The organism is Microlunatus speluncae (assembly GCF_009299835.1).
Lineage (GTDB): Bacteria > Actinomycetota > Actinomycetes > Propionibacteriales > Propionibacteriaceae > Microlunatus > Microlunatus speluncae.
The window spans coordinates 127,614-153,480 of sequence record NZ_VKCZ01000002.1 but is presented as its reverse complement, the minus strand read 5'-3'; the positions used below and the strand labels follow the sequence as shown (position 1 = coordinate 153,480).

Sequence of the window (25,867 nt, the reverse complement as noted above, 5' to 3'; positions counted from 1 at the left end):
CGTTAGTCAGGATCATTCCTTTGGTCTGTCCGCGCTGTAGTTCAATCAGCGCTGTCGCTAGCTAGTCTTCGGTGCGGCGGCCAGGTGCGCTTCCGGCACGACATCGGAGGGTGCAAAACCTCTCGATGGTGCCTGGAACGGCAGGCACGCGTCGCCTCTACGGCTTGCATTCTAGCTGACCGATGCCGATTTCCCTGCTTGCCCGCCTCCGAGCCATAAGCTTCTGACCCATGACTGCCCCCTCTGGACCCCCTCCGGCAGCGGTGCCGTCCGACCCGGAATACCTGGCCGGAGCGGTCGATCTGCTCGGAATTCTGGCGTACGGGGCGCTGACCGCGTTCGAACGGCTGGCGGAGGATGCGCGGACCGCGCCGACCCTGGCCGACAAGGTCCAGATCGCCCAGCTCGCCGCCCGGCAGATCGACCACTTCGACCGGGTTTCGGAGCGGGTGAGCCAGCTGGACAGCGACGTGATGACGGCGATGCGGCCGTTCCACGCGCCGTTCGACGCCTTCCACGCCTATACCGCGCCGAAGGACTGGCTGGAGGGTCTGCTCAAGACGTACGTCGGCGACGGTTTCGCCGCCGACTTCTACCGGGAGGTGGCGGCCTTCGTCGACGCCGACACCCGCGAACTGGTGAACGAGGTGCTGGCCAACGAACCGCACGCGGACTACGTCGTGGCCCGGGTGACCGAGGCGATCCGGGCCGATCAGCGGGTCGCCGGCCGGCTGGCGCTGTGGGGCCGGCGGCTGGTCGGCGAGGCGCTCAGCCAGGCCCAGCGGGTGGCCGCCGACCGGGACGCGCTGACCAGTCTGCTGACCGGCACGGTGGACCGCCCCGGCCTCGACCTGGCCGCGATCAGCCGGATGTTCACCCGGCTGGTCGAACGGCACACGGCCCGGATGGCACGGGTCGGTCTGCAGGCCTGACCGGTCGTGCCGATGACGTACCGCTGGGGTGTGGATCCGTCCGGGCGTCACCTGCTGCGCGACGGCGAACCCTGGTTCCTGCTCGGCGACACCGCCTGGGAGTTGCTGCACCGGCTGACCAAGGACGAGGCCGCGCACTACCTGCGGACCCGGGCGGCGCAGGGCTACAACACGATCTTGACGGTGGCCCTGGCCGAGTTCGACGGGCTCGACGAGCCGAACGCGGAGGGACAGCTGCCGTTCCTCGATGCCGACCCGCGCCGGCCCGTCGAGGCGTACTGGGCGCACGTCGACTGGTGCCTCGACACCGCGGCCGGGCTGGGCCTCACCGTCGGGCTGCTGCCGACCTGGGGCTGCCACTGGCGCGACGCCGACCCACGCCGCGGCACGGTCACCTTCGACGCCGGCCGGGCCCTCGCCTACGCCCGGTGGCTGAACAGCCGGTACGGCGACACCGACCTGATCTGGGTGCTCGGCGGCGACCGGATGCCGGCCACGCCCGAGCAGCGGCAGGTGATCGAGGCCTTCGCCGCGGGCGTCCGCGGCGAGAAGTTGATCACCTATCATCCGGGTGGCCGGGCGTCCTCGTCGGAGGCGTTCCCCGATGCCGGCTGGCTCGACTTCGATCTGATCCAGTCCGGCCACACCGGCTGGACGACGCCGAACGACACCTTCATCGAGCAGGAGTACGCCCGCGGGGTGCGGCCGATCCTGGACGGCGAGCCGAACTACGAGAACCACCCGGTGATGACGCCGTCCTGGGCGCCGGTGGACCGTTGCTGGTTCGACGACCGCGACGTCCGGCGGGCGGCCTACCACGCCGTGTTCGCCGGCGCCTGCGGTCATGTCTACGGCTGCCACGACGTGTGGCAGTTCTACGACCCCGACCGGCGGCCGCCGATCAACGGGGCCCGGACCGGCTGGCGAGCCGCGCTGACCCTGCCCGGCGCCGTCCAGGCCGGGCTGCTGGCCCGGTTCGCGGCCGACGTCGAGCTCAGTGGCTGGCAACCGAACCAGGCCCTGATCGCCGCCGGCGGCGGCTTCCTCGGCACCCAGCAGCGGGCGCTGGAGCGGCCCGGCGGCGTCCTGGTCTACGCGCCGGCCGGGCGGGCGGTCCGACCGGTGCCGGCCCTGTTCGCCGACGGTGCGACCTGGACGGCCGACTGGTGGGATCCGCGGACCGGGACCTGGACCACGCCGGCCCGGGTCAGCGGGCCGGGGCCGATCGAGCATCCGTTCCCCGGCGATGACGGGGTGCTCAGGTTGGCGCGGTGACCAGGCCGGGCACCGGTTTCGCGGCCCGCTCGGTCTTCGTCGCCGGAGCCGACCGGACCGCCGGCAGCGTGATCACCGCGACCAGTCCGCCGCCGTCGCGGGGGGAGAGGTCGAGTGTCCCGCCGTGCCGGGCGACGATCGTGTCGACGATCGACAGACCGAGCCCGACGTTGCGGCCGACCCGACCGTTCGGCCGGGACAGCCTCGATTCGGCGCCGCGGTAGAACGGCTCCCGGAGCAGCTCCACCGTCTGCCGGGCGAGCACGGCGCCGGTGTTCTCGATCCGCAGCTCGACCCGGTCGCCGATCATGGTCGAGCCGATCCAGACGGAGCCGCCGGGCTGGTTGTGGGTGATCGCGTTGTCGATCAGGTTGGTCACGGCCTGGCCGATCATGGTCTGGTCGGCGGAGATGATCACCGAAGGCGGCTGCCGGTTGATCATGGTCACGCCGGCGTTCTCGGCCGCCTCCCGGGTGTCCAGGACGGCGTCGTCGACGATCGCCGACAGATCTTCCGGGCCGGCGTCGATGGCTGCGTCGGCGCCGCGGGTGAGCATCAGCAGGGCACTGATCAGGCGCTCGCTCTGCTGGTTGGCCCGCAACGCGGTGCGGACCGAGGCCGCCATGGTCTCCGGAACCCGGCCCTGGGTCAGCGGGATCTCCAGCGCGGTCCGGCTGACGGTCAGCGGGGTCCGCAGCTCGTGGGAGGCGTTGGCGACGAACCGTTCCTGGGCGGCGAAGGCCGACTGCAGCCGGTCGAGCATGCCGTCGAAGGTGTCGCCGAGTTCCTTGATCTCGTCCTTCGGCCCGGGCAGCGACAGCCGCCGGTGCAGATCGTCGGTGGACAGGCCGCGCGCCATCGTGGTGACTTCGGCGATCCGGCCCACGGCCCGGCCGGCCAGGAAGTACGACAGCACGGCGGCCAGCGCGGTGCAGCCGATCAGGGCCGCCACCGACCACGGCATCAGCCCCTGCAGCACCGTCGTGGCCAGCTCGTTCTCGACCGCCATCCGGGTCACCGGTTGAGCCCGGGTGACATAGGGCTCGACCGGGTAGTACTCGACGGCCTGCGCCTGATCGGCGCTGATGGAGAGCCGGAACAGCTGGTTGATGATCACGTACTCGACCGCCAGCAGACAGAGCCCGGCGAACGCGACCAGGCCGGTGATCATCAGCGTCAGTCGGGTCCGGAAGCGCAGTGCCATGATCATCCCATCCGATAGCCGAAGCCGGGCTCGGTGATGATCACCGAGGGTTCACCGAGTTTGCGCCGCAGCGCATGCACGACGACCTTGACCACGCCGCGGGAGCGGTCGCCGTCGTCGGTCCAGACCAGATCCAGCAGTTCCCGTGGCGTCACCACTCCACCGGCGGATTCCAACAGCACCTGCAGCACGCCGAGCTCCTTCGGGGTCAGCCGGAGCGGCCGGCCGTCCCGTTCGGCCAATCGGCGCACCGGATCGAGGCGGACCCCAACGTGTTCCAAGATCATCGCCCGGGGTGACGTGCCGCCGCGGCGGCCCAGGGCCCGGATCCGGGCCAACAGTTCCAGGTACGCGAACGGCTTCGGCAGATAGTCGTCCGCGCCGAGCTCGAGGCCCGCCACCCGGTCGGACAGGGTGCCGGCCGCGGTCAGCATCAGCACCCGGGCCGGGTAGTCGATCGCGGCCAGCGCCCGGCAGACCGCGTCGCCGGACAGTTCGGGCAGATCCCGGTCCAGGATGACCACGTCGATGTCGTGCTCACCGAGGAAGGTCAGGGCGGCAGCACCGTCGCCGACGGCGTCGACGGCGAAGCCCTCGCCGCGCAGTCCCGTGGTCAGGGTGTCGGCCAGGTCGCGCTCGTCCTCGACGATCAGGATCCGCATTCGAGCCGCCCTCCTCGCGTTCCGTCGGCCTCGGTGAAACGTGTCCAGAATGCCATCGCCCTGGTTAGGCCGCGGTTAGCCGGCGCCGAACCGCCCGCTAACCCCGATCTCGATAGACCTGATGACGGAGCAAGCATCCCCGAAAATTGAGGAGATCGAGATGAAGTGCCGCAACCTGGCCCGGCTGGTGGGTGCCGTGTCCGTGCTGGTGGTGATCGCCGGGTGTTCCGGCCCGATCGCCGGCCCGGATCCGGCCGCGACCCCAGGTGGCCGGCCGCTCGACGCGTACCTGAACCCGCCGGTGGACCAGGCGAAGCAGAAGGCGGACCAGCAGAAGATCGAGGAAGCCGTGGCCCGCTGCATGAAGGAGCAGGGCTTCGAATACACGCCGCAGCAGCCGATGGACTGGCCCGAGCCGCCGAAGATCGACCTGACCGATCGCGGCTGGGTGGAGAAGTACGGCTACGGCATCAGCACCCGCGACGAAGAGCCGATGCCGCAGCAGGAGGATCCGAACGGGGACCGGATCAAGAAGATGACCAAGAAGCAGCAGGACGCCTACTTCAAGGCATTGCACGGCGACGGCGGCGGGATGGCGACGACCCGGGGCGGTGGCGGGGGCGGCGTGCCGATCGGCGGCGGCGATGCCGGCTGCTACGGCAAGGCGCAGCAGGAGGTCTTCCCGGACGCGAAGCCGGTCGACTTCGAGGAGTTCAAGGACCTGTTCGACGCGATGGCCAAGCTGGACCAGCAGGTCGAATCGGATCCGCGGGTCGCGCCGTTGATCACCGAGTGGGCCGGTTGTCTGGCCGGCGCGGGCCACGGCGGCTTCAGCAAGATCAAGGAGCCGGAGGATTCGATCCAGAAGAAGTGGGCCGACCTGAACGGCTGGAAGTTCATGAACGACTCCGACGGCGGCAGCGGGTCGGTGGTGCAGGCACAGCCGGCGGGCCCGGATCGCAATCCGCCGGACCCGCAGAAGGTGGCCAAGTTGCGGGCCGATGAGATCAAGCTGGCTCTGGCCGACACCGACTGCCGCAAGGACTACACCAAGACCGCGACCGACGTGCGGACCGAGCTCGAGCAGCGGTTCATCGACGAGAACAAGGCCCAGCTGGAACGCTTCCGCGACCAGCTGAACCAGGGACGGTGAGCGTGTCGGCCCGACGACTCGTCGCCGCGGTCGCGCTGACCGCGTTGCTGGCCGCCGGCGCCGGGTTCGGTGCCGCCCAGTTCGTCAAGTCACCGGCGGACCGGGCGGCCGAGCTGAAACCGCCCGCGGCCGGCCCGGTCACCGTGCCGGTCAGCCGCGGCCCGCTGACCTCGACCGTGGTCACCCGCGGCGACGTCGGCTTCAACGACACGACCAAGATCACGCTCACGCCCGGCATCGGGGGACCGGGCGTGATCACCGGCAAGGTGCCCAAGGTCGGCACGACGATCAAGGAGGGGATGGTGATCTTGGAGGTGTCGGGCCGGCCGGTGATCGCGCTGACCGGCAAGACTCCGAGCTATCGCACGTTGCAGCCGGGCAGCAAGGGTGCCGACGTGAAGCAGCTGCAGCAGGCCCTGGACCGGCTCGGCTACTACTCGGGCGACGCGGACGGGGTGTACGACGCCGGCGTCGGCGACGCGGTCGCGGAGCTGTATCGAGATCTCGGGTACGAGCCGCCCGCGCCGGCCGAGGACCGGGCCGGTGCCGAGAAGGCGGCCGAGGACAAGCTGAAGGCGGCGAAGGAGAAGCTGGCCGCGGCGAAGAAGAGCCTGGCCGACGTGAAGGCCGGGCCGAAGGAATCAGAGCGGCTGTCCGCGCAGGGACAGGTCGATCAGGCCGAGGCGGAACTGAAGCAGGCCAAGGCGGCCAAGCCGCAGAACAAGGCGGCGATCGGGGCCGCGAAGAACCGGCTGGCCGTGGCCGAGGCGCAGTACGACGAGATGATGGATCGCTACAAGGGCAGCGCCGAACGCCGTGCGGTGCGGACCGCCGAGCAGGAGCTGGACGAAGCGGAGGAGGAACTGGCCGAGGCCCGGGACGAGGCGGCCACCCCGCTGCCGCAGAACGAGATCGTGGTGCTGCGCGGCTTGCCGCGGCGGGCCGACGAGGTGCCGGCCAAGCTCGGGGGCACCGTCTCCGGATCGGTGATGACGGTGGCCGGCACCGAGCCGGAGGTGGTCGCGACGGTCACCGAGGCCGAGGCGGAGCTGCTGAAGAAGGGGATGAAGGCGACCCTGGAACTGCCCGACGGCACCGAGCTCAAGGCCACGGTGATCAAGATCGAAAACGGCGAGGACGACGGCAAGAAGATCACGCTGGTGCCGAACAAGGTGACCGCGGCCCAGGCGGCCGAGCTGCGCGGCGCCAATGTGAAGGTCACCGTCGCGGTCGGCAACAGCGACGGCGCGGTGCTGTCGGTGCCGTCCGCGGCGCTGTTCGCCACCGCCGACGGGGCGACCCAGGTCGAGGTCCAGACGCCGGAGGGCGGCACCCGGATGCTGCCGGTCCGGACCGGGCTGACCGCCGACGGGCAGACCGAGGTGCATCCGGTCGACGCGGCCGGCAAGGACCTGCCGGAGGGCGCGGACACCCTCGCCGAGGGCAGCCTGGTGGTGGTCGGCCGATGAGCGAGCCGGTGGTGGAGCTGATCGGGCTGTCGCGGTCGTTCCCCGGGCCGCCGGAAGTGCTGGCGGTACGGGGCGTCGACCTCACCATCCGGGCCGGCGAATACGTGTCGATCGTCGGGCCGTCCGGATCCGGCAAGTCCACGCTGCTGCACCTGCTCGGACTGCTCGATCAGCCGAGCGGGGGCACGTACCGGCTGGACGGGGACGACGTGTCGGCGCTGCCGGAACGGCGCCGCTCGGCTGTCCGGGGGAGCCGGATCGGGTTCGTCTTCCAGTCGTTCCACCTGCTGCCGAGCCGGACGGTGATCGACAACGTGATGCTCTCGATGCTCTACCAGGCGGTGCCGCGACGGGAACGCCGGGAACGGGCGCTCGAGGCGTTGAGCCGGGTCGGACTTGATCATCGGCGCGAGTTCACGCCGCGCACCTTGTCCGGCGGCGAGCGGCAGCGGGTGGCGATCGCCCGGGCACTGGCCGGCCGGCCGTCGCTGCTGCTGGCCGACGAGCCGACCGGCAACCTGGATCGCGCCAACGCCTCCGGGGTGCTGGAGCTGTTCGACGACCTACACGCCGGCGGCCTGACCCTGGCCGTGATCACCCACGACGACGAGGTGAGCTGCCGGGCCGACCGGCGGGTCCGGATGACCGATGGCCGGCTCGCGCCGGTCCGGGAGGAAGTGGCATGAAACCCACCGGAAGAGCGAGCATGATCAGATGGCCCGATCTGCTGGACGAGGCCGTCCTCGGCATCGGCTCCCGGCCGGCCCGGCTGCTGTTGACCATGATCGGCACCGTGATCGGGATCGGTTCCCTGGTGGCCACGATCGGGCTGGGGCAGACGGCGGGCGGGCAGATCGCGGAGAAGTTCGACGCCGCGGCCGCGACCCGGGTCGTGGTCCGGCCGGCCGAGGCGGGGTTCGGCCTGGACGACGGCTCGGGGCCGAAGCTGGCCGATGACGTGGCCGAGCGGGTGGCGCGGCTGGCCGGCGTCACCGCGGCCGGAACGATCAGCGAGGTCGACATCGGAGATCAGAGCATCAGCGGCGTCCTGCTGAACGATCCGACCGGATCCGAGCAGGTCGACCTCGAGGCGTACGCCAGCAGCGCCGACCTGCTCCGGGCGGCCGGCGGCTCGATCAAGATCGGCCGCTACTTCGACGCCGGTCATGATCGGCGGGCCGACTCGGTGGTCGTGCTCGGAGCCCGAGCGGCGGAACGGCTCGGCATCACCCGGGTCGACCAGAACCCGGTGATCTTCATCGGTGATCATCCGTTCACCGTGATCGGAATCGTCGGCGACGCCGGCAGCCGGCCCGAGCTGCTGGACGCGGTGATCATGCCGCACGGGACGGCCGTCGACCGCTACGGCCTGGAGGCCCCGGAGCAGGTCGAGATCCGGACCGTGCTCGGTGCCGCCCAGCAGGTGGCCGGGCAGGCCGCGATCGCGGCCTCGCCGAACGACCCGACCTCGGTCCGGGTCACCGCGCCGCCGCCCCCGGGCAACCTCGGCGCCGACGTGCAGGCCGACCTGAACACCTTGCTGCTGCTGTTCGGTTGCGTGGCCCTGGTGGTCGGCGGCATCGGCATCGCCAACGTCACCCTGCTGTCGGTGATGGAACGATCCGGCGAGATCGGGCTGCGGCGCGCCCTCGGGGCCCGGCGGCGGCACATCGCGGCCCAGTTCCTGGCCGAGAGCGGCCTGCTCGGCGGGGTCGGCGGCCTGATCGGGACGGCGGTGTCCATCCTGGTGATCTTGGTCGTCTCGCTGGCCCAGCAGTGGACTCCCGTGCTGCATCCGGCGCTGCTGGTGGTGGCGCCGGTGCTGGGCGGGCTGATCGGGCTGGCCGCCGGGGCGTACCCGGCACTCAAGGCCGCGGCGGTGGAGCCGATGTCGGCGCTGCGTCAGTCGGAGTAGGCCGGCCGGGCCGGCTGCGGGGTTGGTCCGGCTCAGCGGAGCCGCGGCCGATCCGGTCGCGGTGCGGCGTGCCGCAGCCGGCCGAGGGCACGCAGCCGGGCCACCAGTTCGGCGTACTCGAACGGCTTCGTCAGATAGTCGTCGGCGCCCACCTCGAACCCGGTGACCCGATCGGCGGAGCTGCCCGCGGCGGAGAGCATCAGCACCCGGGCCGGATGATCGATGGCCGCCAGGGCGCGGCAGACGGCGTCGCCGTGCAGGCCGGGAAGATCACGATCGAGCACGACCAGATCGAGGTCGTGCTGAGCCAGGTAGGTGATCGCGGTCGCGCCGTCGTGCCTGACGTCGACCGCGAAGCCGTCCCCGCGCAGCCCTTCGGCGAGCGTCGTCGCGAGCTCGACCTCGTCCTCGACGATCAGCAGCCGCCAGCGCCGGCCGACCGAAGCTCTGGTCGGCGGCGGTGCGGTCATGGGCCCTCCCACGGGTTCGGTCAGCCGCGGAGCCGATGGCGCGCCGCGGCCTGGGAATCCAGGGTGGCAGCCGTCCGGTTAGCTCCGCGTTAAACCGTCCCGATCAAGGGCACTCGCCCCGGTGGGTCAGATCCCGCCGAAGCCGACGGTCCGCGCGTTCTCTTCGCCGAGATCGAGGTAGCCGACCGAGCCGGCCGGGATCAGGACCTTGCGACCGTGCGTGTCGGTCAACGTGAGCAGGCCTTCGCTCTCCAATGCCTTGCTGAATGCCTGCGCGACGTCGTCGGCCGACGCGGACGTGTCCACCACGATCTCGCGCGTGACGTGCTTGATGCCGACCTTGATCTCCACGCTTCCTCCATCCAGCAGGGGAGTGTCCCCTTCGTGATCAGGTGTCCCGGTGGGACACCGTACCGTCAACCGTGCCACACTCCCGCGCCGGTCCGGCCAACTGTTCGCCGTCGGCGGAGGAGCCGGGTCACGCTTCGGCGAGCGGATCGCAGGGGGTGGCCGCGACCCTCGCGGATGATCAAGCCGGGTGCCGCGTCGCGATCCTGATCGGCGGGGCCTTTCAGCCTGCGAAGGTGCAGGTTGGCGTTGGTCGCGGCTGGGCGGCCGACCACCGCGAGCTGGGCGATCGATCCAGTTAGGTCCCGCGCGCCGGGTTGAGACTTCGGAGACTTTCTCGGCGCTAAGGGGGCGGGTACGAGCGCGGGGTGCGTCGGGCTCGGCCGGTTGCGTTGCGTGGTGGTTTGACGAAGTGAGGCCGGCAATCCTGCGTGGATGAGTCGGTAGTCGACGACGTACTGCCCCGACGCCGAACCCAGCCGTCCTCGCTGCGCCTGAGGGTCTCCGCTCGACGACGCAACGACGCGGCAGCAACTCGGCCGCGCAGATCGCCGCGCGGTCTCAACCTCAAGATCGAGACGTCACTTGTGCTCCGACACGCCGCAAAATCGCGTGCACAAGTGGCGGGTCGGCGGGTTTGTTAGGGGGTGCGTTCGTCGTCGGTGGCCTCGCGGATCACGATCCGGGTCCAGGCGCCGAGGTAGATCCGGTCGTCCAGGTCGAGTTCGTGCCGGGGGCCGACCGGGATCGGCTGCTCGGGCAGCGGTCCGCTGGCCGAGCCGATGAAGGTGCCGTTGCTGGAGTCGAGGTCCTCGACCCACCAGCGCACGCCGTCGGTGGTGAGCTGGGCCTGGCGCCGACTGACGCCGGTGTCGCTCTCGCAGGCCAGGTCGGGATGGATGTTACGGCTGCGCGAGGTGCGGCCGACCAGGATCGAGGTGGCGCGCAGCGGCACGATCTCCGGCGGGCCGGCGGACGGTAGCGGGTCGGGGGACTGCTGGGCGGCATACCAGTCGGGATCGATCCAGACCTCGGCCACCCAGTCGAACGGGGCTTCGTCCGCTCCCGGACCTGTGGCCGAGACCGCGCCGAGGTCGGTGGCGGTGTCGAAGTCGAAGAGCTGGCTACCGCCCGCCGTGCCCGCCGCGCCGTCGCCGGCCGCGTCCGCCGGATCGCCGGCCTCGACCGTGCGCGGCATCGTGCCGGTGGTGAAGTCGTAGCCACAGGCCTCGCAGAACAGGGCCTCCGCCGGATTGGGCACCGAGCAGTTCGGGCAGGTCACCTCCGTCGCGGGCCCGCTCGGGTCCACCGACTGACCCGGACCCGGCGACGCGCTCGCACCGCCCGCGGGCGCCGGCGGGGCCGCGGCCGGAGCGGCGGTGCCGGTGATCGGAGCGCCGCAGACGTCGCAGTAGTCGTCGGCGGTGGAGACGTGCCCGTCGGGGCAGGTGACAGTCATCGAATCAGCCCTTGATCCTGGTCGTCTTGGTCGAGGCGGTGTCCAGGGCCATCTCGTCGGCCTTGTCCACCGACCGCTTCAGCCGTACGGTCCCGGTCTCGATGTTGTCGATGTCGACCACCTTGCGCAGCCGGGAGGTGGCCTCGTCGTTGCCGGTCTCCGCGGCGAGTTGCACGGCCCGGCCGAGCTTCGCCGTCGCGGTCGCGTCGTCCCCGGCCGCCTTCGCCTCGAGCCCCTTCTGGATCGCGTCGGCCAGCTCGGTCTGCCCGGTGTAGTGGGCCACGGCCGGATCGATCCGAGTGGTCAACGCCTCGTCACTGGACCACTTGGCCTTGACCAGGCCCTGGGCCACGACCTCGTCGCCGAGGGCCAGCTGGACCCGGGCCGCCAACTGCTCCTGGCCGACCGCCTTGGCGGAGAGCCGGATGCCGACGTGGTAGTCGCGGGACTCATCGCCCCAGGCCCCGGTCGGATAGCCACCGGTCAGCGGATTGATCGCGGCCCGCCGCTGGGTCAGGTCCTCCAGCGTCGGCGACACCTGCCGGACGAAGGTCACCTGGGCGCCCTGCGGCGACCAGACCCGCAGCTGCGCGTCGGCCACGCCGCGACCCATCGCCTGCTGCATCAGGTCGGCGAACACCTGGGCCATCTGCTCCGGCTGCGGGATGATGTCGACGGTGCCGAGCAGCGCCTGCGCGATCCGCCGGACCTCGGCCACCTGCCAGTCGATGCCGACGCCGCGGCAGTCGCACTGGAACCGTCCGGTGACGCCCTGGATCGCGGCGGTCAACTGCTCCGGCAGCTCGTTGTGGTTCTCCCCGTCGGTGAGCAGGATGGCGTGCTTCTGGGCCAGCCCCGGCACCGACTCGAACAGCCGGCCGGCCAGGGTCAGCCAGGTGCCCATCGCGGTCCCGCCCTCGGCGGTGAAGTCGTTGATCGCCTGATGGGCCGACGACCGGGTCGCCGGATCCATCTGCACCATGCCGGCGCCGGTCCGGACCGGGGGATAGGCGAGGTACGCCTGATGGTTGCCGGCGACCACGGCGAACCAGGTGCCGTCGATGATCTGATCCACCGCCGCGGCCGCGGCCACCTTCGCCGCGTTCATGTTGGTGGTGCCCATCGACCCGGAGGTGTCGACGATGATGATCTCCCCGGCCGCACCGCCGCTCCGACCGGCCTGGCCCGCGCCGGAGCAGGTCACCGTCACGATCGCGTTGACGTCGGTGCCGCCGTCGGGCAGGAATTCGTTCTGATAAACGGCGGCGGAAAACTCGGCCATTAGGTGCTCCCCTTCATCCCTCAGTGGTCGGTTTCACAGTATGCCGTCTCGGCGGTCCGGGGTGTCGGACCCCGTTGGCGGGGACAAGATCAGAATGCGTACCGGGCGAGGGCGACCGTGATGTTGTCCTTGCCACCCTGCTCGTTGGCCCAGGCCACCAGCGCCTCGGCCACCGCCAGCGGCTCGGTGACCGGCTGCTCCGCTGCGGCCAGCTCGGCGATCAGGCGCTGCAGCTCGGCGGCGTCCGAGGCGTAGTTCCACAACCCGTCGGAGCAGACCAGCACCCAGCCCGAACCGGTGGCCGTGGCGCGGGCGGTGCGCGGCATGACGTCGGGTGAGTCCCGGCCGAACCACTTGGTGATCGCGTGCGCCTGCGGCCCGTTCTCGGCCTGCTCCCGCGGCACCCCGGCCTCGATCCGCAGCTGGGCCACGGAGTCGTCCACGGTGAGCAGCTGCGGCTCGACGCCGCTGTCCGGATCCGGGATCAGGTACGCCCGGCTGTCACCGACGTTGCCGACCATGATCAGATCGCCTTCGACGACGGCCGCGGCGAACGTGCAGGACGGCGTGTTGACGGCCTCGGTGCTGTCGGCTTCACCTTCGGGCCGGGCGGCCTTGGCCGCCGCCTCCAGCGCCGCGGATTCGTCCAGCACCGCCGCATTCGCCTGTACGGCAGCGGCCTGCAGCGCCTGGGCCAGCGCGGCGGCGCGGCTCTCCGGGGTGCCCATTCCGGCCGGCCGCTGGGCGACCAGCACCTCCCGGGCGGCCCGGGCGGCGGCCAGGCTGGCGACGTCGGAGTTCGGTGAGGTGGAGACGCCGTCACAGACGACGAGCACGGCCCGGCTGCCCGGCTCGGCGTCGGCCGCGATGGCCGACGCGTCCTCGTTGCGGTGGTGCCGGATCCCGCGGTCGCAGACCGCCGCCACCCATGGCGCCGGCTGCTCGGTGTAGTGATCACGTTCCCGCGGTGCCTTGGTGCCGCAGGTCTGGCAGTAGTCGTCGGCGCCGACGACGCCGCCGCAGTCCCGGCAGGTCCGGGCCGGCGGGGCCGTCGGCTCGGTCGGCTGTTCGGCGCGGATCGAGTGGGACAGGGTGATCGGCAGTTCCTCGCCCGCCGCCTCGTCCGCCACCGGCGCGCTGGTCGGGTTCAGCTCGGCGCCGCAGACCTCGCAGAAGGAGGCGTCGCCCGGCACCTCGGCGCCACAGCCGGTGTTCGGGCAGGTCTGCGAGCCGACCGGTGCCTCGACAGCCTCGGCCGCGACCTGGTCGTCGGTCGCGGTGTCGGTCGCGGCCGGGGACTCGGCGATCGGTGCGGCGGTGGCGCCGTCGACCGTCGGCTCCTCGACGAGCGGTGCTTCGGACTCGGACGGGCTCATTGCAGGCTCCACCTTCTGACTCGGTTGGCTAGATCGACCAGGCGATACCGGGCCTGATCATCGGGCGACGATCGGGCGAGATCACGATAGGTGGTCTCGAGCCCGTCGCGCAGGGACTTGGCGTCGGCCGGGATGTCGCCGATCCGGACGGTGGCCGTGGCCCCGTCCTGGACCAGGTCCAGCGCCTTGACCAAGATCATCGCGGTCAGCTGGGCCCGTTCCCGGCGGTCGATCCGGACGCCGGTCAGGCTGTCCGCGGCGGCCGACAGCGAGCCCAGATCGACCGCGTGCTCGTACAACAGCTCGGCCCGCTGCCGCCGGGCTTCGGTGTAACCGTGGCTGGTGGAGGGGATCAGATCCAGCGCCTCGACGGCGCCGTCGACGTCGCCGCGGACGCCGACCCGGATCCGGGCCAGCCCGAACGCGGCCGGCCCCAGATAGTTGGCGTCGGTGCTGGCGCAGACCTGGTAGAGCACCTCGGCGATGTCGTACGCACTGTCCTCGCAGGCCGCGGCCAGCGCCAGCTTCGGCGCCAACTCGCCCGGCACCTGACCGTAGACCGCGTTGAACGCGGCCTGGGCGGCGGCGAAGTCCTCCCGCTGCAACGCGGACAGCCCGGTGATCCAGACCGCCCGCCACTCCCACGGATCCGCGGCCAACATCTCGTTGGTGACGCCCTCGACCAGGTTTCCGTCGCGCAGCTCCAGGGCCGCCCGGGCCCGGGCCAGCTGGACCTCCGGTGAGCGTTCCGGCGCCAGCTCCAGCGCCTGCAGCCGGGCCCCCGGATCCTCCACCGCGAGGTTGCTCAGCCACGGGTACTGCGCGTCGGTGGTGTCCTGGCGCAGGTGCGGCAACTCGTCCCATTCGAGCTTGTCGCCGGTGATCACCGGCGTCTCGAACAGCATCGACGGCGCGGAGGTGAGGGCCGTCCCCACGGTCTTGGACGCCACCACCTCCCGGAGCACGCCGAGCAGCTGGACCCGGAGCTCGTCGATGGTGGCGAACCGATCGGCCGGGTCCGGCGCGCAGGCCTTGGCCAGCAGCCGGTAGAGCGAGTCGTACTGCTGGAACAGCGGCGTGCTCTGCACCTCCGGCAGCCGGTTCACGTAGGAGGTCTGATAGCCGCGGAACTCCATGATCAACACGGTCAGGGTGCGGCCGATGGTGTACACGTCGGAGGCGACGGAGGTGCCTGCCTCGGCCACCTCGGGCGCCTGGTAGCCGACGGTGCCGTAGATCGCCGACTCCTCGTCGTCGACCCGGCGGACGCCGCCGAGGTCGATCAGCTTGACCGCGTCGCCGACCTGGATCAGGTTGTCCGGCTTGAAGTCGCAGTAGATCAGACCATGATCATGAAGGTACTGGAACGCCGGCAGCACCTCGAGGATGTAGGCGATCGCCTGGTCCACCGGCAGTGCGTCGTAGGCGCCGCCGTTGGCCCGCATCCGATTCTTCAGGATGTCCTTCAGCGAGCTGCCGCCGACGTATTCCATCACGCTGTAGCCGGCGCCGTCGTGCTCGACGAAGTTGTAGATCTCCAGGATCAGCGGATGCTGCACCTGGGCCAGGAACTGGCGCTCGCTGATCGCCGCCTGCTGGGCGTCCTTGTCGCCGCTGTTCAGCAGGCCCTTGAGCACCACCCAGCGGTTGGACACGTTCTTGTCCCGGGCCAGATAGATCCAGCCGAGGCCGCCGTGGGCGAGGCAACCGGCGACCTCGTACTGCTGGCCGACCAGCTCGCCCGGCTGCAGTTTCGGCGTGAACGAGAACGGGTTGCGGCACTTCGGGCAGAAGCCCTCGGTCCGGCCCGGCCGGCCGTCCCGGCCCCGGCCGACCTGCGCGCCGCAGGACGGGCAGGTGCGCTTGTTCTCCGGCACCTCCGGGTTGCGCATGATCACCTTGGACGCGTCGACCTTGGGTGCCGGCGGCACCCGGGTCAGCCCGGCGCCGAGCCGGGCGGCGCGCAGCCGGGTCGATCCGGAGTGGGTCCGGCGGGTGGTCGTCGAGCCGCTGCCGCGAGCCCGGCGGGAGCCGAGCGCGGTCGAGTTCAGCCGGCTGGAGCTGCGGGTGATCGTCGACGCGACCCCGGCGGTGCCGGCCGGATCCCGCCGCGAGCCGCCGTCGATCCGTTCCGGCGGGCTGACCGGCGGGGTCGTCGGGGCCCAGCCGGCGCCGCCACCGGTGCCCGGACCGGTCGCGGTGGCGGACGGCGGCGAGCCGCACACGTCGCAGTAGCCGTCGACGATGGTGCCGCTGCAGCCGGGCTGCTGACAGGCCCCCGGTACGGTCTGGGCGCCGACCGAATCGCCCGGCGTGCCGCAGACGTCGCAGTAGCCGTCGACGATCGAGCCGGCGCAACCGGGCTGGGTACAAGCGGTCATTCGTTCCTCCTCGACGCGCCGGGCCCCGCCGCGGTCTGCAGTTCGAGATAGCTCTGATACAGCTCGACCAGTTGCCGTGCGATCCGCAGCCGGGCCGGCCCGCGGCGCAACTCGCCCTCGGCCAGCCGGTACCCCTCCCGCAGCTCGGCCCGGTCACCGTAGCCGAGACTGCCGGCCTTCGCCTGATAGGCCGCCAGCCGGCCGGCCAGCTCCTCATGATCACGCAGCGCCGCGGTGTAGGCGTCGGCGACCACGTTCATCGCCTGGGACACCTTGCCCAGCCGATCGAGGTAGGCCTGCAGCCGGCCCAGCGTGTTCGGCACCGCCCCGAGCGCGGCCACGTCCGGCACCGCGTAGTGCGGCGCCGGGTCGACCGTCTCGACACAGCGCCGGACCAGGGTGCGCAGCGCGGCCTCCCGGGCGGTCAGCTCGGCCAGCAGGTCCCGCGCCTGATCCACCTTGGCGCCGGCCTCGCGCCGGGTCGCGGCGGCGACGATCAGGTCCCGCTCGAAGGTGGCCAGCTCGATCTCCAACGGGCCGAGCAGCCCGCCGACGTCGCCGCCACGGCCGGCCTTCTCGACGAGCTCCTTCAGCCGGCGGTCCAGCCGGTGCTGCTTCTCGGCTTCCCGGCGCCGGCCCTCACCCTGCGGCTCCAGGGCGATCTGGTCCCGGACCCGTTCCAACTGGATCCTGAGCTGGCGGATGTGCTCGGCCACCTCGAGGCCGGAGGACTCCAGTGCCAGCCGCTCCCGGAGCTGGCCGGCCAGCGCGTCGGACAGCCGGCACGCCTCCGGCAGTGACACCGCCAGGCCGGGGGAGCCGGCCTTGGCCAGCAGGGTCGGATCGACGGTCGCGTCCAGCCGGCCCCAGATCAGCGTCGCCATCCGCTCCCGCTCGGCGACCCCGGCCCGGCCGGAGTCCCAGGTGGCGCGGAGCAGCTCGTAACGGTCCGAAGCGGCCTTCCACAAGGCCATCGAGAGGGTGATGTCGTGGGTCACGTCGACCGCGGCGGCCGGTTGCGCGGCCTGCTGCAGTGCGGCCCGGTCGAGTTGGTCGAGCTCGCGCCGCCGGGCGTCGCGCCAGCGGCCGAGGGCGTCCAGATAGCCCATCGCGTCCGCCGTGGGGAGCGGCGTGCCCAGCCGGCCGGGGGCCGGCGGCGCGATCACCGGGGCGGCGGTGCTTACCGCTCCGGGGTGCAGCGCTGCCGGGTCGACCGTCATGAGGTCCTGCCGTAGCTGGCCTTGGGCGGTTGCGGCGCGGGGCCGAGCGGGCCGGCCAGCCAGCGATTGTAGATCTTGGTCCACTCGCCGTTGGCCCGGAGTTGATCAAGGGTGCCGTTGATGAACCGGACCAGGTCCCGCTGGTCGGACTTGACCCCGATCCCGTACGGCTCCGCGGTGAAGGCCTTCTGCTTCGGCACCTCGGCGTACGGATCCTGGTCGGCCAGTCCGGCCAGCACGGTGTCGTCGCCGGTGATCGCATCCACGTCGCCGCGCTGGAACAGCACCAGGCAGCCGGTGTGGTTGTCGGCGCCGACCGGAATCGCCTTCGGGGCCTTGGCGATCAGATTCTGCATGCTCGACGTGCCGTTCGGCGCGCACACCTTCTGCCCGTCCAGGTCGGCCAGGGAGGTGGCGTCGGATCCCTTGCGGACCATGATCTTCTGGCCGGCCTGGTAATAGACGGTGGAGAAGGCGATCTGTTGCCAGCGCTCGCAGTTGATGGTCATGTTGCGCACGACGATGTCGATCTTGCCCTCTTTGAGCAGCGGGATCCGGTCGGCCGCGGTGATCACCCGGAGGGTGTAGGCGTTCTCGTCGCCGAGGATGGCCTTGGCCACCGCCTTGACCAGGTCGATGTCGAAGCCCTCGATCTTGCCGGTCAGCGGATTGCGGGAGCCGAGCAGATAGGTGTCGGCCGAGACGCCGGCGATCACCCGGCCGCGCTGGGCGATCTTGCTCATCGTCGATCCGGCCGGCATCGCGCCGGGCTGCGGCTGGCTGCCTTCGGGCTGGTAGGACGCCAGCGGGTTGGTGCACTCCGGCGCCTGGGTCGGCGCCCCGGTGCTCGGGGCGGCGCTCGGCACCGGCTCCGGCAGCGGAGTCGGCTGGTAGCCGCAGGCCGTGGTGAGCATGATCGCCACGCCGGCGAGGGCGATGACGGCCAGTCGGACGGCCCGGGCCGGGTTGATCACTCGCGAGCTGGTGATCACAGGTACTCCCTCAGTCGGGCGGCGACTCCCCAGCGGCCGAACGCGGCCGCGACCACGCCACCGGCGAAGATCAACAAACCGCCGATGAAGAGCCCGACCGTCGGGCCGGCGAGTCCGCTGGCGGTCTGGTCGGCCGCGGCGTCGCGGTGCTCGGCCAGGGCGGCGTCGAAGTTGTCGAAGACCTTGTTCGCGTCGTTCACTCCGGAACTTCCGGTGGCCTGGGCCACGGCATCGTCCCAGCGTCCGCCGTCGTCCAGCTCCCGGATCTGCCCGTGCACCGCGACGTACGTCTGCCACCGCTCGGTCAGGTCCGGATCGTCGATCCGGTCGAGCTGATGCCCGACCTCGGTTGCCGACGCCTGCCAGGCCTTCTCGAACGCCGCGCCGCTGCCGCGCGCGATCAGGGTGAGGCTCTCGTTCGCCTTGGCGTCGCCGGCCGCGATCCGGGCCTCGGCGGCGGCTGTGGCGACGCTGAACGAACCGGTTCGGAGTTGATCAACCGCGCTCGCGGTGGCGCTGACGATGATGCCGCCGATGATCAACGACAGCAGCAGGGTCAGCCCGCCGACCAGCAGTCCGACGTTGATCGTCCGCTTGAACCGGCGGGCCAGCCAGACCATGCCGAGGACGTAGCCGATCAAGATCAGCACGCCGGCGATCTGGAACAGCAGCGGATGCACCGCGGTCATCTCGGACACGGCCCGCTGCAGGTTCGCGGCGACCAGGTTGTCCAGGATCGGCAGCGCATCGGCCCGCAGGGTGGCGCTGGCCTCGCGCAGATACTGGGCGCCGACCGGGAAGCCCTGCCGGTTGTTGGCCCGAGCCTGTTCGATGGCGACCGCGTATTCGCTGACCACGGCGTTCAGCGCCGCCAGCGCCTGGGCGTCGGCCGACTGGGCCCGGGCCGCCTCGGTGATCAGCCGGTTGACCGAGTCGATCGCCTGGTCGTAGCGCGCCCGCTGACCCGGCGGCTCGAGCCCTCCGACCAGGAAGGCGTTGGTGGCGGTCGCGTCCGCGGTGAGCAGGTCGGTCTCGATCGTCTGCACCCGGATCAGCTGGTCGGTATTGGAGCTGGCGGCGGTCAACGCGATGGCCTGCAGGCCGAGCCCGATCGCCCCGAACAGGCCGAACAGCAGGCCGCCGATGATCACCGCGGCCATCAGTTGCCGGAGCCGGCGCGGGGTCAGGCTGGCCGCCTCCGCACCGGAGCTCGCCACCGCGACCGCCGCTGGCGCCGGAACGACGGCGTTCGCCGGCCCGGCCGGAGGTCCGGCGGGAGCGGTCGCTCCGGTCGATGTCGTCGCCGGGGGAGAGCTCGCGGCGGCTGACTGACTCATCCTGCGTCCTCCTTGGCCGGGTCACCCGCGGACCCGTCCGTTTCCTGATCATGGTCGGCTGCCGCCGAACCGCTCGGCGCCCGGTCGTCCGGCGGACCGGCACGATCATCGCCGTCGGCCGGTTCATCGTCGGCCCGATCGTCCAGATCCTCCGGCTCCAGGGCCCGCAACTGCTCCAGGGTCGGCTCGTCGATGTCGCGCAGCCGCCAGGCGTGCCGACCGATCGCGGCCTCCAGGTGATTCCGGGCGAACCGCGCGTTGCCGAACGACGGGCCGCGCGGCGTGATCGCCAAGATCATCTCGAACCGCTTCCGGCAGCGTTCGGTGACGTCGTAGTCGGCGTCGTCGGCCATCGAGCCGAAGATGTCGATCAGCTCGGTGTCGGTGTAGTCGGCGAACTCGATCGTGGTCCGGAACCGGCTGGACAGCCCCGGGTTGCGGGAGATGAAGCCGGCCATCGGCTCGGGATAGCCGGCGACGATCAGCACCAGGTCGTCCCGGTTGTCCTCCATCTCCTTGACCAGCGTGTCGATGGCCTCCTTGCCGTACTGGTCCGGGGGCCCATGTTGATCACCGGACAGGCTGTAGGCCTCGTCGATGAACAGCACCCCACCGACCGCGGACTTGACCACCTCGGCCGTTTTGATCGCGGTCTGGCCGAGATAGCCGGCGACCAACTCGGACCGGTCGACCTCGACCAGCTGGCCCTGGCTGAGCACGCCCAGGGCGCGATAGATGCCGCCGACCAGCCGGGCCACCGTCGTCTTGCCGGTGCCCGGGTTGCCGACGAAGACCAGGTGCCGGGTGATCGTCGGCGAGGTGAGCCCGGCCTTGATCCGCAGCCCCTCCACGCGGAGCACGGCGACCTGGCGGTGGATCTCCGACTTGACCTCGGCCAGCCCGGTCAGCGCGTCCAGCTCGGCCAGCAGTTCGTCCAGGGACTTCTCCGGCTCCGCCTCGGCCTCGGCGGCGGCCTGGGTCTCGCCCTGGGCGGCGGCGCCGGGGGTGGCCGCCGCGGTGCCCTCGGCCGATCCGGCCGGAGCCGTCGGACCGGGAGCTGCGGCCGGCGTGCTCGGGACCGCCGGCGGCAGCACCGAGAGGAGCGGATCGCCGGGACCCAGGTCGAGCGATGACCCGGTCGAGCGCTGCTGGTCGAGCTGTTCCATCCGGCGCAGCAGCGGCCCGGCCAGCTCCGAGAGGTTGGACCCGGTCAGCCGGAGCGCGCTGAGGATCGGGTTCACCGCGCCGGTCGAGCCGCCGTCGCCGGCCGCCGGTACGTTCTCGGCCGGCCGCTGGGGCTGGGCCGGCGGGGTCGCCGGAGGAGCCTTGGGCCGGACCGCGGCCAGCTGCGCCGCGGCGGCGACCGAGGCGTTGCCGACCACCCGCATCCCGCCGTCGCCCAGGTCGCAGGCGGCGGCGGTCACCGTGGCCAGGCCCTCGGCGTATTCGGTGGCGACGCCGGACCGGGCCGCGACCAGCCGGCTGAGCAGGGCCGTCGGCGCCGAGCGCCATTTGCGGCCGCGGGAGGCGGCGTCGAAGAAGGCCTGGGTCCGGTCCGCCGGCGGCAGCCCGTCCCGCCCGGTGCGGGTCGCCCAGTCGACGTACGCCCGCGGTGAAGCCTCGGCCACCGCGGCGGCCAGCGCCTCACCCTCGGCCCGCGCCTCGCCGGACCGTTCTCCGGCCCGCTCGGCGATCTCGCTCAGCCGGCGCAGCGCCTGGTCCAGCGGCGGCACCGGATCGGTCACCGATTCACTCATCGGCGGCTCATCGTGTTCATGGTGACTCCAGGTCGAGCGAGCTGCGTGATTCCGGGGGCGGCTCCGGCCGGGACGGGCGCGGCGCCGCACCGGGGGTGCCGAACTTCTCCTGCAGGAAGCGGCCGTGCGCGATCAGGGCGTCCGCGTCCACCCGGACCACGGCGTCGAAGATCTTGTCCATCGTCGCGCCGAGCAGATCGAGCTGGTCGATCAGCAGCATCAGCGAGGTCTTGCCGTTCTCCACCGGGCGGGAATTCGCCCACTCCCGGGGCAGCCGCAGATAGCCGCTCAACGCCTCGGGCAGATAGTCGGTCGCCGTCGCCACCACCGAATAGGCCTGCGGACTGCCCGGCCCGAGGTTCGGCAGCCGCGGAATCGTCTCCCGGACGGTCTTGGCCACCCGGCGGACCCGGGACGTGACGACCGTCGGCACCGCCCCGCCGGTCACCAGTTCCTCCACCCGCACCAGCGCGCCCTCGATGTCCTCCGCGGTCGGCGCGCGCGGCCGCTGCTGCTCGGGTTCCGGCGGCTCGGGCTCCCCGCCGAAGACCCGGCCGAACCATTCCCGGATATTCATCGTGGTTATCGCGACCCACCCGGACCGCCGGTGCCGTCCAGGTCGAGGCTGCCGGCGGCGATCCGCTGGTCGGCCTGGGAGACCCGCTCCAGATAGCTGCGGGACTGGGCGACCTCGTTCTCCAGCACCCCGATGGTCTGGGCCATCGAGTCCAGGGCGCCGACCTTGAACTGGTCGATCGAGTCCATCGTGGCGTAGATGTTCTGGAACGCGGCCTGCAGCTGCGGCAGCCCGATCGTCGAGGACGCCGCCTGCTGCTGGATCTGGGCCGAGTTGTCCCGCATCATCTCCGAGGTGCGCTGGATCAGGTCCGACGTGGTCGTGTTCAGGGCCGAGATCTGATCGAGCACGAGCTTCTGGTTGTTCAGGGCCTGGGCCACGATCACCGCGGTGCGGAGGGCGGCGACGGTCGTCGTCGACGCCCGGTCGACGCCCTTGATCAACTCGATGTTGTTCTTGATGATCACGTCGATCGCCAGGTAGCCCTGGATCGACACGGCCAGCTGGGTCAGCAGGTCCTGGTGCTTCTGCCGGACATAGAAGAGGACATCGGTGTTCAGCGCCTTGGCCTGCTCCGGGTCGGTCGCCTGGACCTCGGCGATCTTGGCCGACAGCCGCGCGTCCAGCCGCTCGGCGATGTAGACGTAGGAGTTCAGCCGGCCCATGGTCTCCCACAGGTGCTGCTTCTCCATGTTCAACGCGACGTTGTCCTTGGCCAGCTCGTCCTGCCCGTTGCGCAGGCTGTGCAGGATGCCGTCCAGGTGTGACTGCGCGCTCTGGTACTTGCGGAAGTAGTCGACGACCTTGTCGCCGAACGGCAGGAAGCCGAGGAACTTCTTCGCCCCGGTGGCCTGACTCGGGTCGAGCTCCTCGACCGTACGGCGCAGGTCGACCAGCGTGCTGCCGACCTTCGAGCCCTCGGACAGTCCGCCCTCCTGCAGCGCCTTGACCGGCGTGTCCAACAGACGGTTGGAGGTCTCCGCGGCGCGCCGGATGTCGGCGTCGCCCATGGTCCGCACATTCGCGGCCTGGGCCTCGAACTCCGGCGATTTCGGTTCCGCGGCCAGCACGGCGCTGAGGAACCCGTCGACCTTCCCGTCCAGCACCGGCAGCTGTTCCTCGTCCACCTGCGGCGCCATCGCGGGCGCGGCCGTGTGCTGGATCGCGGCGACCGGCGCCGGCGGCGCCAGCGTCAACATCTCGCTGGCCGGCGGGGTCAGCGGCGCGGGGGCGGCCGCGGCGCCGGCTCCGGGCTGGGAGGGGTCCGACATCTTGCTTCCTCTCGTCGACGCTGATGCGGCGGGGCAGGGATCGGGCTGGATCGGGTGCAAATCTACCCGGATCACCGGATCAGCAGGCGGGTTCCCCGCCGGTTGTCACCAGGTTCCGCCACCGGCTCAAAGTGACATGAAAACCGTTATCAGTAACAATGGGGGTCCGGCCGAGGTCGTGATCAATTCCCGGGGGGCGGCGGGCGGTGCCGAAGCCATGTGGCGACGAGAGGACGACCTGGTGTGCCCCGATGATCATTTCGACGGTCGGATCGGCATTCATGATCACATCACCGATGCGATCGCCGATCCCGATCCGGTGCGGTTGGCGCCGGACCTGATCTGTCTGCGGTTCGAGGTGATGAAGGTGCGATCCGCTCTGGGAGCCGTACGACAGCTGCTGGACACCGGGACGATCCGGCCCGGCGACACCCTGGTGGACAGCTCCAGCGGGATCTACGCGCTGGCTTTGGCTTTGGCCTGCCACCGGTACGGGTTGCGCTGTCACATCGTCGGCTCGGCCACGGTGGAGGAGACGCTGGGCACCCAGTTGGAGATCCTCGGCGCGACGCTGGAGCGGATGCCGCCGTCGGACGATCTGCGCCTTGATCAAAGCCGCCGGGTGGAGCGGATCCGCCGGCTGCTGGCCGAGCGGCCGCACTACCACTGGATGCGGCAGTATCACGACCCGATCCACTACGACGGCTACCACCAGTTGGCCGGGGGGCTCGACCGCGCGTTGCCACCCGGCCCGGTGACCTTGATCGGCGGCGTCGGCACCGGGGCGTCGACCGGAGCCTTCGCCGAGGGGTTGCGCGGGGCCGGCCGGGAGGTCCGGCTGATCGGGATCCAGCCGTTCGGCAGCGTCACCTTCGGCGCCGAGCAGACCGAGGATCCCGACATGATCATCGCCGGGATCGGCAGCTCGATCGAGTTCGCCAACGTCCGGCACGAGCTCTACCAGCAGATCCACTGGATCGCCTTCGAGTACGCCCGGGCCGGCGCGGTCGCGCTGCTGCGGGACAGCGGCATCTTCGCCGGGCTGTCCTCCGGGGCGGCCTACCTGGTCTCCCGGTGGGAGCGAGGCCGGGCGCCGGGACGTACCGTGGTCTTCATGGCCCCCGACACCGGACACCGCTACGTCACGGCCGCGTTCGCCGCGCATCGGGAGGTGCCGCCGCTGGACGACCTGGTGCCACGCGACGCCTGTTGTCCGAGCGAACTCACGACTCCCTGGTCGGTCGCCGACTGGTGCGGAGTCGCGGCCGACTGGGCGACGGCGGACATCGGAGCCGCCTGAACCATGATCGAATCACTCGGGGGATTGCCGGCGGCGGTGCTGGCCGGACAGTGTGGACCGGATCCGGCCGACGTGGTGGCGACCAGCGTGTTCTGGCTCCATCACGGCACCCGGCTGGCCGGCGAGGACGTCACCTATCGGAACCACTACCTGGCGGTCAGGATCGGTGCCGCGTTCGGCGCCTGCGCGTTCGAGCCGGGGGAGGTGGGGCCCGAGGTCTGCGCTGCGGCGTCCGGTCGTCCGGTCGCCGAACTGCTGGCCGCCGGGCCGGCGCCGCTGCGGATCGCCGTTCTCGATGCCTATCTCGGCTCGGTCCGGCCCCACCGGACCGACCCGCGGGCCCGGCCGGTGGTCCTGCCGGCCGGACCGCCGGAGGTCAAGGCCGCGGCCCGGGATGCGGCGGTGGCCGGCCTGTTGACGATCGAGCCCGGTGCCCGGGTCGGACTGATCGGTGTGGTCAACCCGCTGGTCGCCGCGATCCGCGACCGTGGCGGCGAGCCCTTGCTGTGTGATCTGAACCTGACAGCGAGCCGCTGGGGTGATCCGGTGACCCGGCGGATGGCTGACGTGCTCGACGCGGCCGACGTGGTCGTCGCCACCGGGATGACGATCGGCAACGGATCCTTCGAGGAGATCCTGGGTCGCTGCCGGGGACGTGCCGTGCCGCTGTTGATCTACGCCCAGACCGGCGCCGCGATCGCCCGCGAGTTCCTCGGCCACGGCGTCGCCGGCCTGTCCGCCGAGCCGTTCCCGTTCTCCCAGTTCAGCGCCGACGAGACCACCCTCTTTCTCTATTGAGCCTTGGGATCCGGGGTTGGTACGGCACTGGCGCGTTTCATTGCGTAGGTGAGCGGAGCCGCTTGTTTCGTTCCCTGAGCTTGTCGAAGGGCAAGCCAGGCATGTGCCCCTTCTCTCTCGCGCGGGGTGTCGGCCCAATGGCCGGAAATGTCGCGCCAAGGACGGACGGGTGACGCGGTCGGCCGGGAATCGCGGCCGACCACCGGTGCGCCGGGGTTCGATTGCGCTCCTCGAGTGGACGCTTTGGCCGCGGATCTGCGCCTGGAAGGTGGCCAACCAGTCCACTCGACGCACGCGGGCGGGCGATCTCGTTCCGAACGGCACCGGACCGGTGGCCGGCCGCGATTCCTGTCGACCGTGTCACCCCGTCCGTCCTTGGCGCGTCTTCTCCGGCCGTTAGGCCGACTACACCCCGGCAGAGAGGGGCACACGCCTGGCTTGCCCTTCGGCATGCTCAGGGAACGAACAAGCGACCGCCCTCTCCAGCGGTACAAGGGGATGCGACACCGCAGTTCCATGATCATCGGTGGATCCAGGCTGAGCCTGTCGAAGGGCAGGCCGGATCAGCACGGGTCGTTCTACAGCTTCACTGAGTGAAATCCCCATGGCTGGGTGGTGGACAGAGGCTGGCGGCCGAGGACGCCCGGACGTACCGTGAAGCAGACATGGAATCTTGTTTCATACACGGA

Annotated in this window: 22 protein-coding genes; 8 read left to right on the top strand and 14 right to left on the bottom strand. The window is 71.1% G+C overall.

What is annotated here, in order from left to right; genetic code table 11:
- The first annotated feature begins 230 nt into the window (after nucleotides 1-230).
- Both FNH24_RS03180 and FNH24_RS03175 read left to right on the top strand, forming a co-directional pair.
- Entirely contained in the window at nucleotides 231-932 is a 702-nt protein-coding gene (locus FNH24_RS03180) for a ferritin-like fold-containing protein (protein WP_152360695.1), read from the top strand.
- Nucleotides 933-944: 12 nt separating this feature from the next.
- Nucleotides 945-2,207, top strand: a complete 1,263-nt coding sequence (locus FNH24_RS03175) for a glycoside hydrolase family 140 protein (protein ID WP_152360694.1) — start codon at nucleotides 945-947, stop codon at nucleotides 2,205-2,207.
- On the opposite strand, the gene FNH24_RS03170 is transcribed toward FNH24_RS03175, so the two are convergent.
- Together FNH24_RS03170 and FNH24_RS03165 are read right to left on the bottom strand one after the other, a co-directional pair.
- The gene (locus tag FNH24_RS03170) at nucleotides 2,191-3,411 is read right to left on the bottom strand and encodes a sensor histidine kinase (RefSeq protein WP_161605962.1); all 1,221 of its coding nucleotides are present in this window, start codon (nucleotides 3,409-3,411) and stop codon (nucleotides 2,191-2,193) included. The genes FNH24_RS03175 and FNH24_RS03170 overlap by 17 nt on opposite strands.
- A gap of 2 nt (nucleotides 3,412-3,413) precedes the next feature.
- Nucleotides 3,414-4,073 (bottom strand): response regulator transcription factor, encoded by a 660-nt coding sequence (locus FNH24_RS03165; RefSeq protein ID WP_152360692.1) that lies wholly within the window; start codon nucleotides 4,071-4,073, stop codon nucleotides 3,414-3,416.
- A 160-nt stretch (nucleotides 4,074-4,233) separates the two neighbouring features.
- Here FNH24_RS03165 and FNH24_RS03160 point away from each other — a divergent pair, with 160 nt between their 5' ends.
- Genes FNH24_RS03160 through FNH24_RS03145 form a run of 4 tightly spaced genes read left to right on the top strand, consistent with a single transcriptional unit; the run spans nucleotide 4,234 to nucleotide 8,610 of the window.
- Nucleotides 4,234-5,226, top strand: a complete 993-nt coding sequence (locus FNH24_RS03160) for a hypothetical protein (RefSeq protein ID WP_152360691.1) — start codon at nucleotides 4,234-4,236, stop codon at nucleotides 5,224-5,226.
- A gap of 2 nt (nucleotides 5,227-5,228) precedes the next feature.
- Nucleotides 5,229-6,695: a peptidoglycan-binding protein gene (locus tag FNH24_RS03155; protein ID WP_152360690.1), complete on the top strand. Its 1,467-nt coding sequence runs from the start codon at nucleotides 5,229-5,231 to the stop codon at nucleotides 6,693-6,695.
- On the top strand, nucleotides 6,692-7,381 hold the full coding sequence (locus FNH24_RS03150; RefSeq protein ID WP_152360689.1) for an ABC transporter ATP-binding protein: 690 nt from the start codon (nucleotides 6,692-6,694) through the stop codon (nucleotides 7,379-7,381). Before FNH24_RS03155 ends, FNH24_RS03150 begins: the two co-directional genes overlap by 4 nt.
- 20 nt (nucleotides 7,382-7,401) lie before the next feature.
- On the top strand, nucleotides 7,402-8,610 hold the full coding sequence (locus FNH24_RS03145; RefSeq protein WP_217428018.1) for an ABC transporter permease: 1,209 nt from the start codon (nucleotides 7,402-7,404) through the stop codon (nucleotides 8,608-8,610).
- Nucleotides 8,611-8,642: 32 nt separating this feature from the next.
- Here FNH24_RS03145 and FNH24_RS03140 read toward each other — a convergent pair whose 3' ends face one another.
- The 12 genes from FNH24_RS03140 to FNH24_RS03085 form a co-directional block, all read right to left on the bottom strand.
- Nucleotides 8,643-9,080 (bottom strand): response regulator transcription factor, encoded by a 438-nt coding sequence (locus tag FNH24_RS03140; protein WP_152360687.1) that lies wholly within the window; start codon nucleotides 9,078-9,080, stop codon nucleotides 8,643-8,645.
- Between the two features lie 126 nt (nucleotides 9,081-9,206).
- On the bottom strand, nucleotides 9,207-9,431 hold the full coding sequence (locus tag FNH24_RS03135; RefSeq protein WP_152360686.1) for a DUF3107 domain-containing protein: 225 nt from the start codon (nucleotides 9,429-9,431) through the stop codon (nucleotides 9,207-9,209).
- Between the two features lie 637 nt (nucleotides 9,432-10,068).
- Entirely contained in the window at nucleotides 10,069-10,887 is an 819-nt protein-coding gene (locus FNH24_RS03130; RefSeq protein WP_152360685.1) for a double zinc ribbon and FHA domain-containing protein, read from the bottom strand.
- A gap of 4 nt (nucleotides 10,888-10,891) precedes the next feature.
- Entirely contained in the window at nucleotides 10,892-12,169 is a 1,278-nt protein-coding gene (locus FNH24_RS03125) for a vWA domain-containing protein (protein WP_152360684.1), read from the bottom strand.
- Between the two features lie 89 nt (nucleotides 12,170-12,258).
- Nucleotides 12,259-13,545 (bottom strand): PP2C family protein-serine/threonine phosphatase, encoded by a 1,287-nt coding sequence (locus tag FNH24_RS03120; RefSeq protein WP_152360683.1) that lies wholly within the window; start codon nucleotides 13,543-13,545, stop codon nucleotides 12,259-12,261.
- Entirely contained in the window at nucleotides 13,542-15,926 is a 2,385-nt protein-coding gene (locus tag FNH24_RS03115) for a serine/threonine-protein kinase (RefSeq protein ID WP_152360682.1), read from the bottom strand. Before FNH24_RS03115 ends, FNH24_RS03120 begins: the two co-directional genes overlap by 4 nt.
- Complete coding sequence (locus FNH24_RS03110; RefSeq protein ID WP_152360681.1) at nucleotides 15,923-17,146, bottom strand: hypothetical protein; 1,224 nt, start codon at nucleotides 17,144-17,146, stop codon at nucleotides 15,923-15,925. The genes FNH24_RS03115 and FNH24_RS03110 overlap by 4 nt, the downstream gene beginning before the upstream one ends.
- Complete coding sequence (locus FNH24_RS03105; RefSeq protein ID WP_246186731.1) at nucleotides 17,143-18,138, bottom strand: transporter substrate-binding domain-containing protein; 996 nt, start codon at nucleotides 18,136-18,138, stop codon at nucleotides 17,143-17,145. The genes FNH24_RS03110 and FNH24_RS03105 overlap by 4 nt, the downstream gene beginning before the upstream one ends.
- Entirely contained in the window at nucleotides 18,135-19,475 is a 1,341-nt protein-coding gene (locus FNH24_RS03100; protein ID WP_152360680.1) for a hypothetical protein, read from the bottom strand. The genes FNH24_RS03105 and FNH24_RS03100 overlap by 4 nt, the downstream gene beginning before the upstream one ends.
- Complete coding sequence (locus FNH24_RS03095; RefSeq protein WP_152360679.1) at nucleotides 19,472-21,232, bottom strand: AAA family ATPase; 1,761 nt, start codon at nucleotides 21,230-21,232, stop codon at nucleotides 19,472-19,474. Before FNH24_RS03095 ends, FNH24_RS03100 begins: the two co-directional genes overlap by 4 nt.
- A gap of 16 nt (nucleotides 21,233-21,248) precedes the next feature.
- On the bottom strand, nucleotides 21,249-21,809 hold the full coding sequence (locus tag FNH24_RS03090; protein WP_152360678.1) for a hypothetical protein: 561 nt from the start codon (nucleotides 21,807-21,809) through the stop codon (nucleotides 21,249-21,251).
- 5 nt (nucleotides 21,810-21,814) lie between these two features.
- Nucleotides 21,815-23,080: a toxic anion resistance protein gene (locus FNH24_RS03085; protein ID WP_152360677.1), complete on the bottom strand. Its 1,266-nt coding sequence runs from the start codon at nucleotides 23,078-23,080 to the stop codon at nucleotides 21,815-21,817.
- 178 nt (nucleotides 23,081-23,258) lie between these two features.
- Here FNH24_RS03085 and FNH24_RS03080 point away from each other — a divergent pair, with 178 nt between their 5' ends.
- Complete coding sequence (locus tag FNH24_RS03080) at nucleotides 23,259-24,380, top strand: pyridoxal-phosphate dependent enzyme (protein WP_246186730.1); 1,122 nt, start codon at nucleotides 23,259-23,261, stop codon at nucleotides 24,378-24,380.
- A 3-nt stretch (nucleotides 24,381-24,383) separates the two neighbouring features.
- A complete protein-coding gene (locus FNH24_RS03075) occupies nucleotides 24,384-25,178 on the top strand; it encodes a Rossmann-like domain-containing protein (RefSeq protein WP_152360676.1) in 795 nt (264 codons plus the stop codon).
- Nucleotides 25,179-25,867 lie beyond the last annotated feature (689 nt).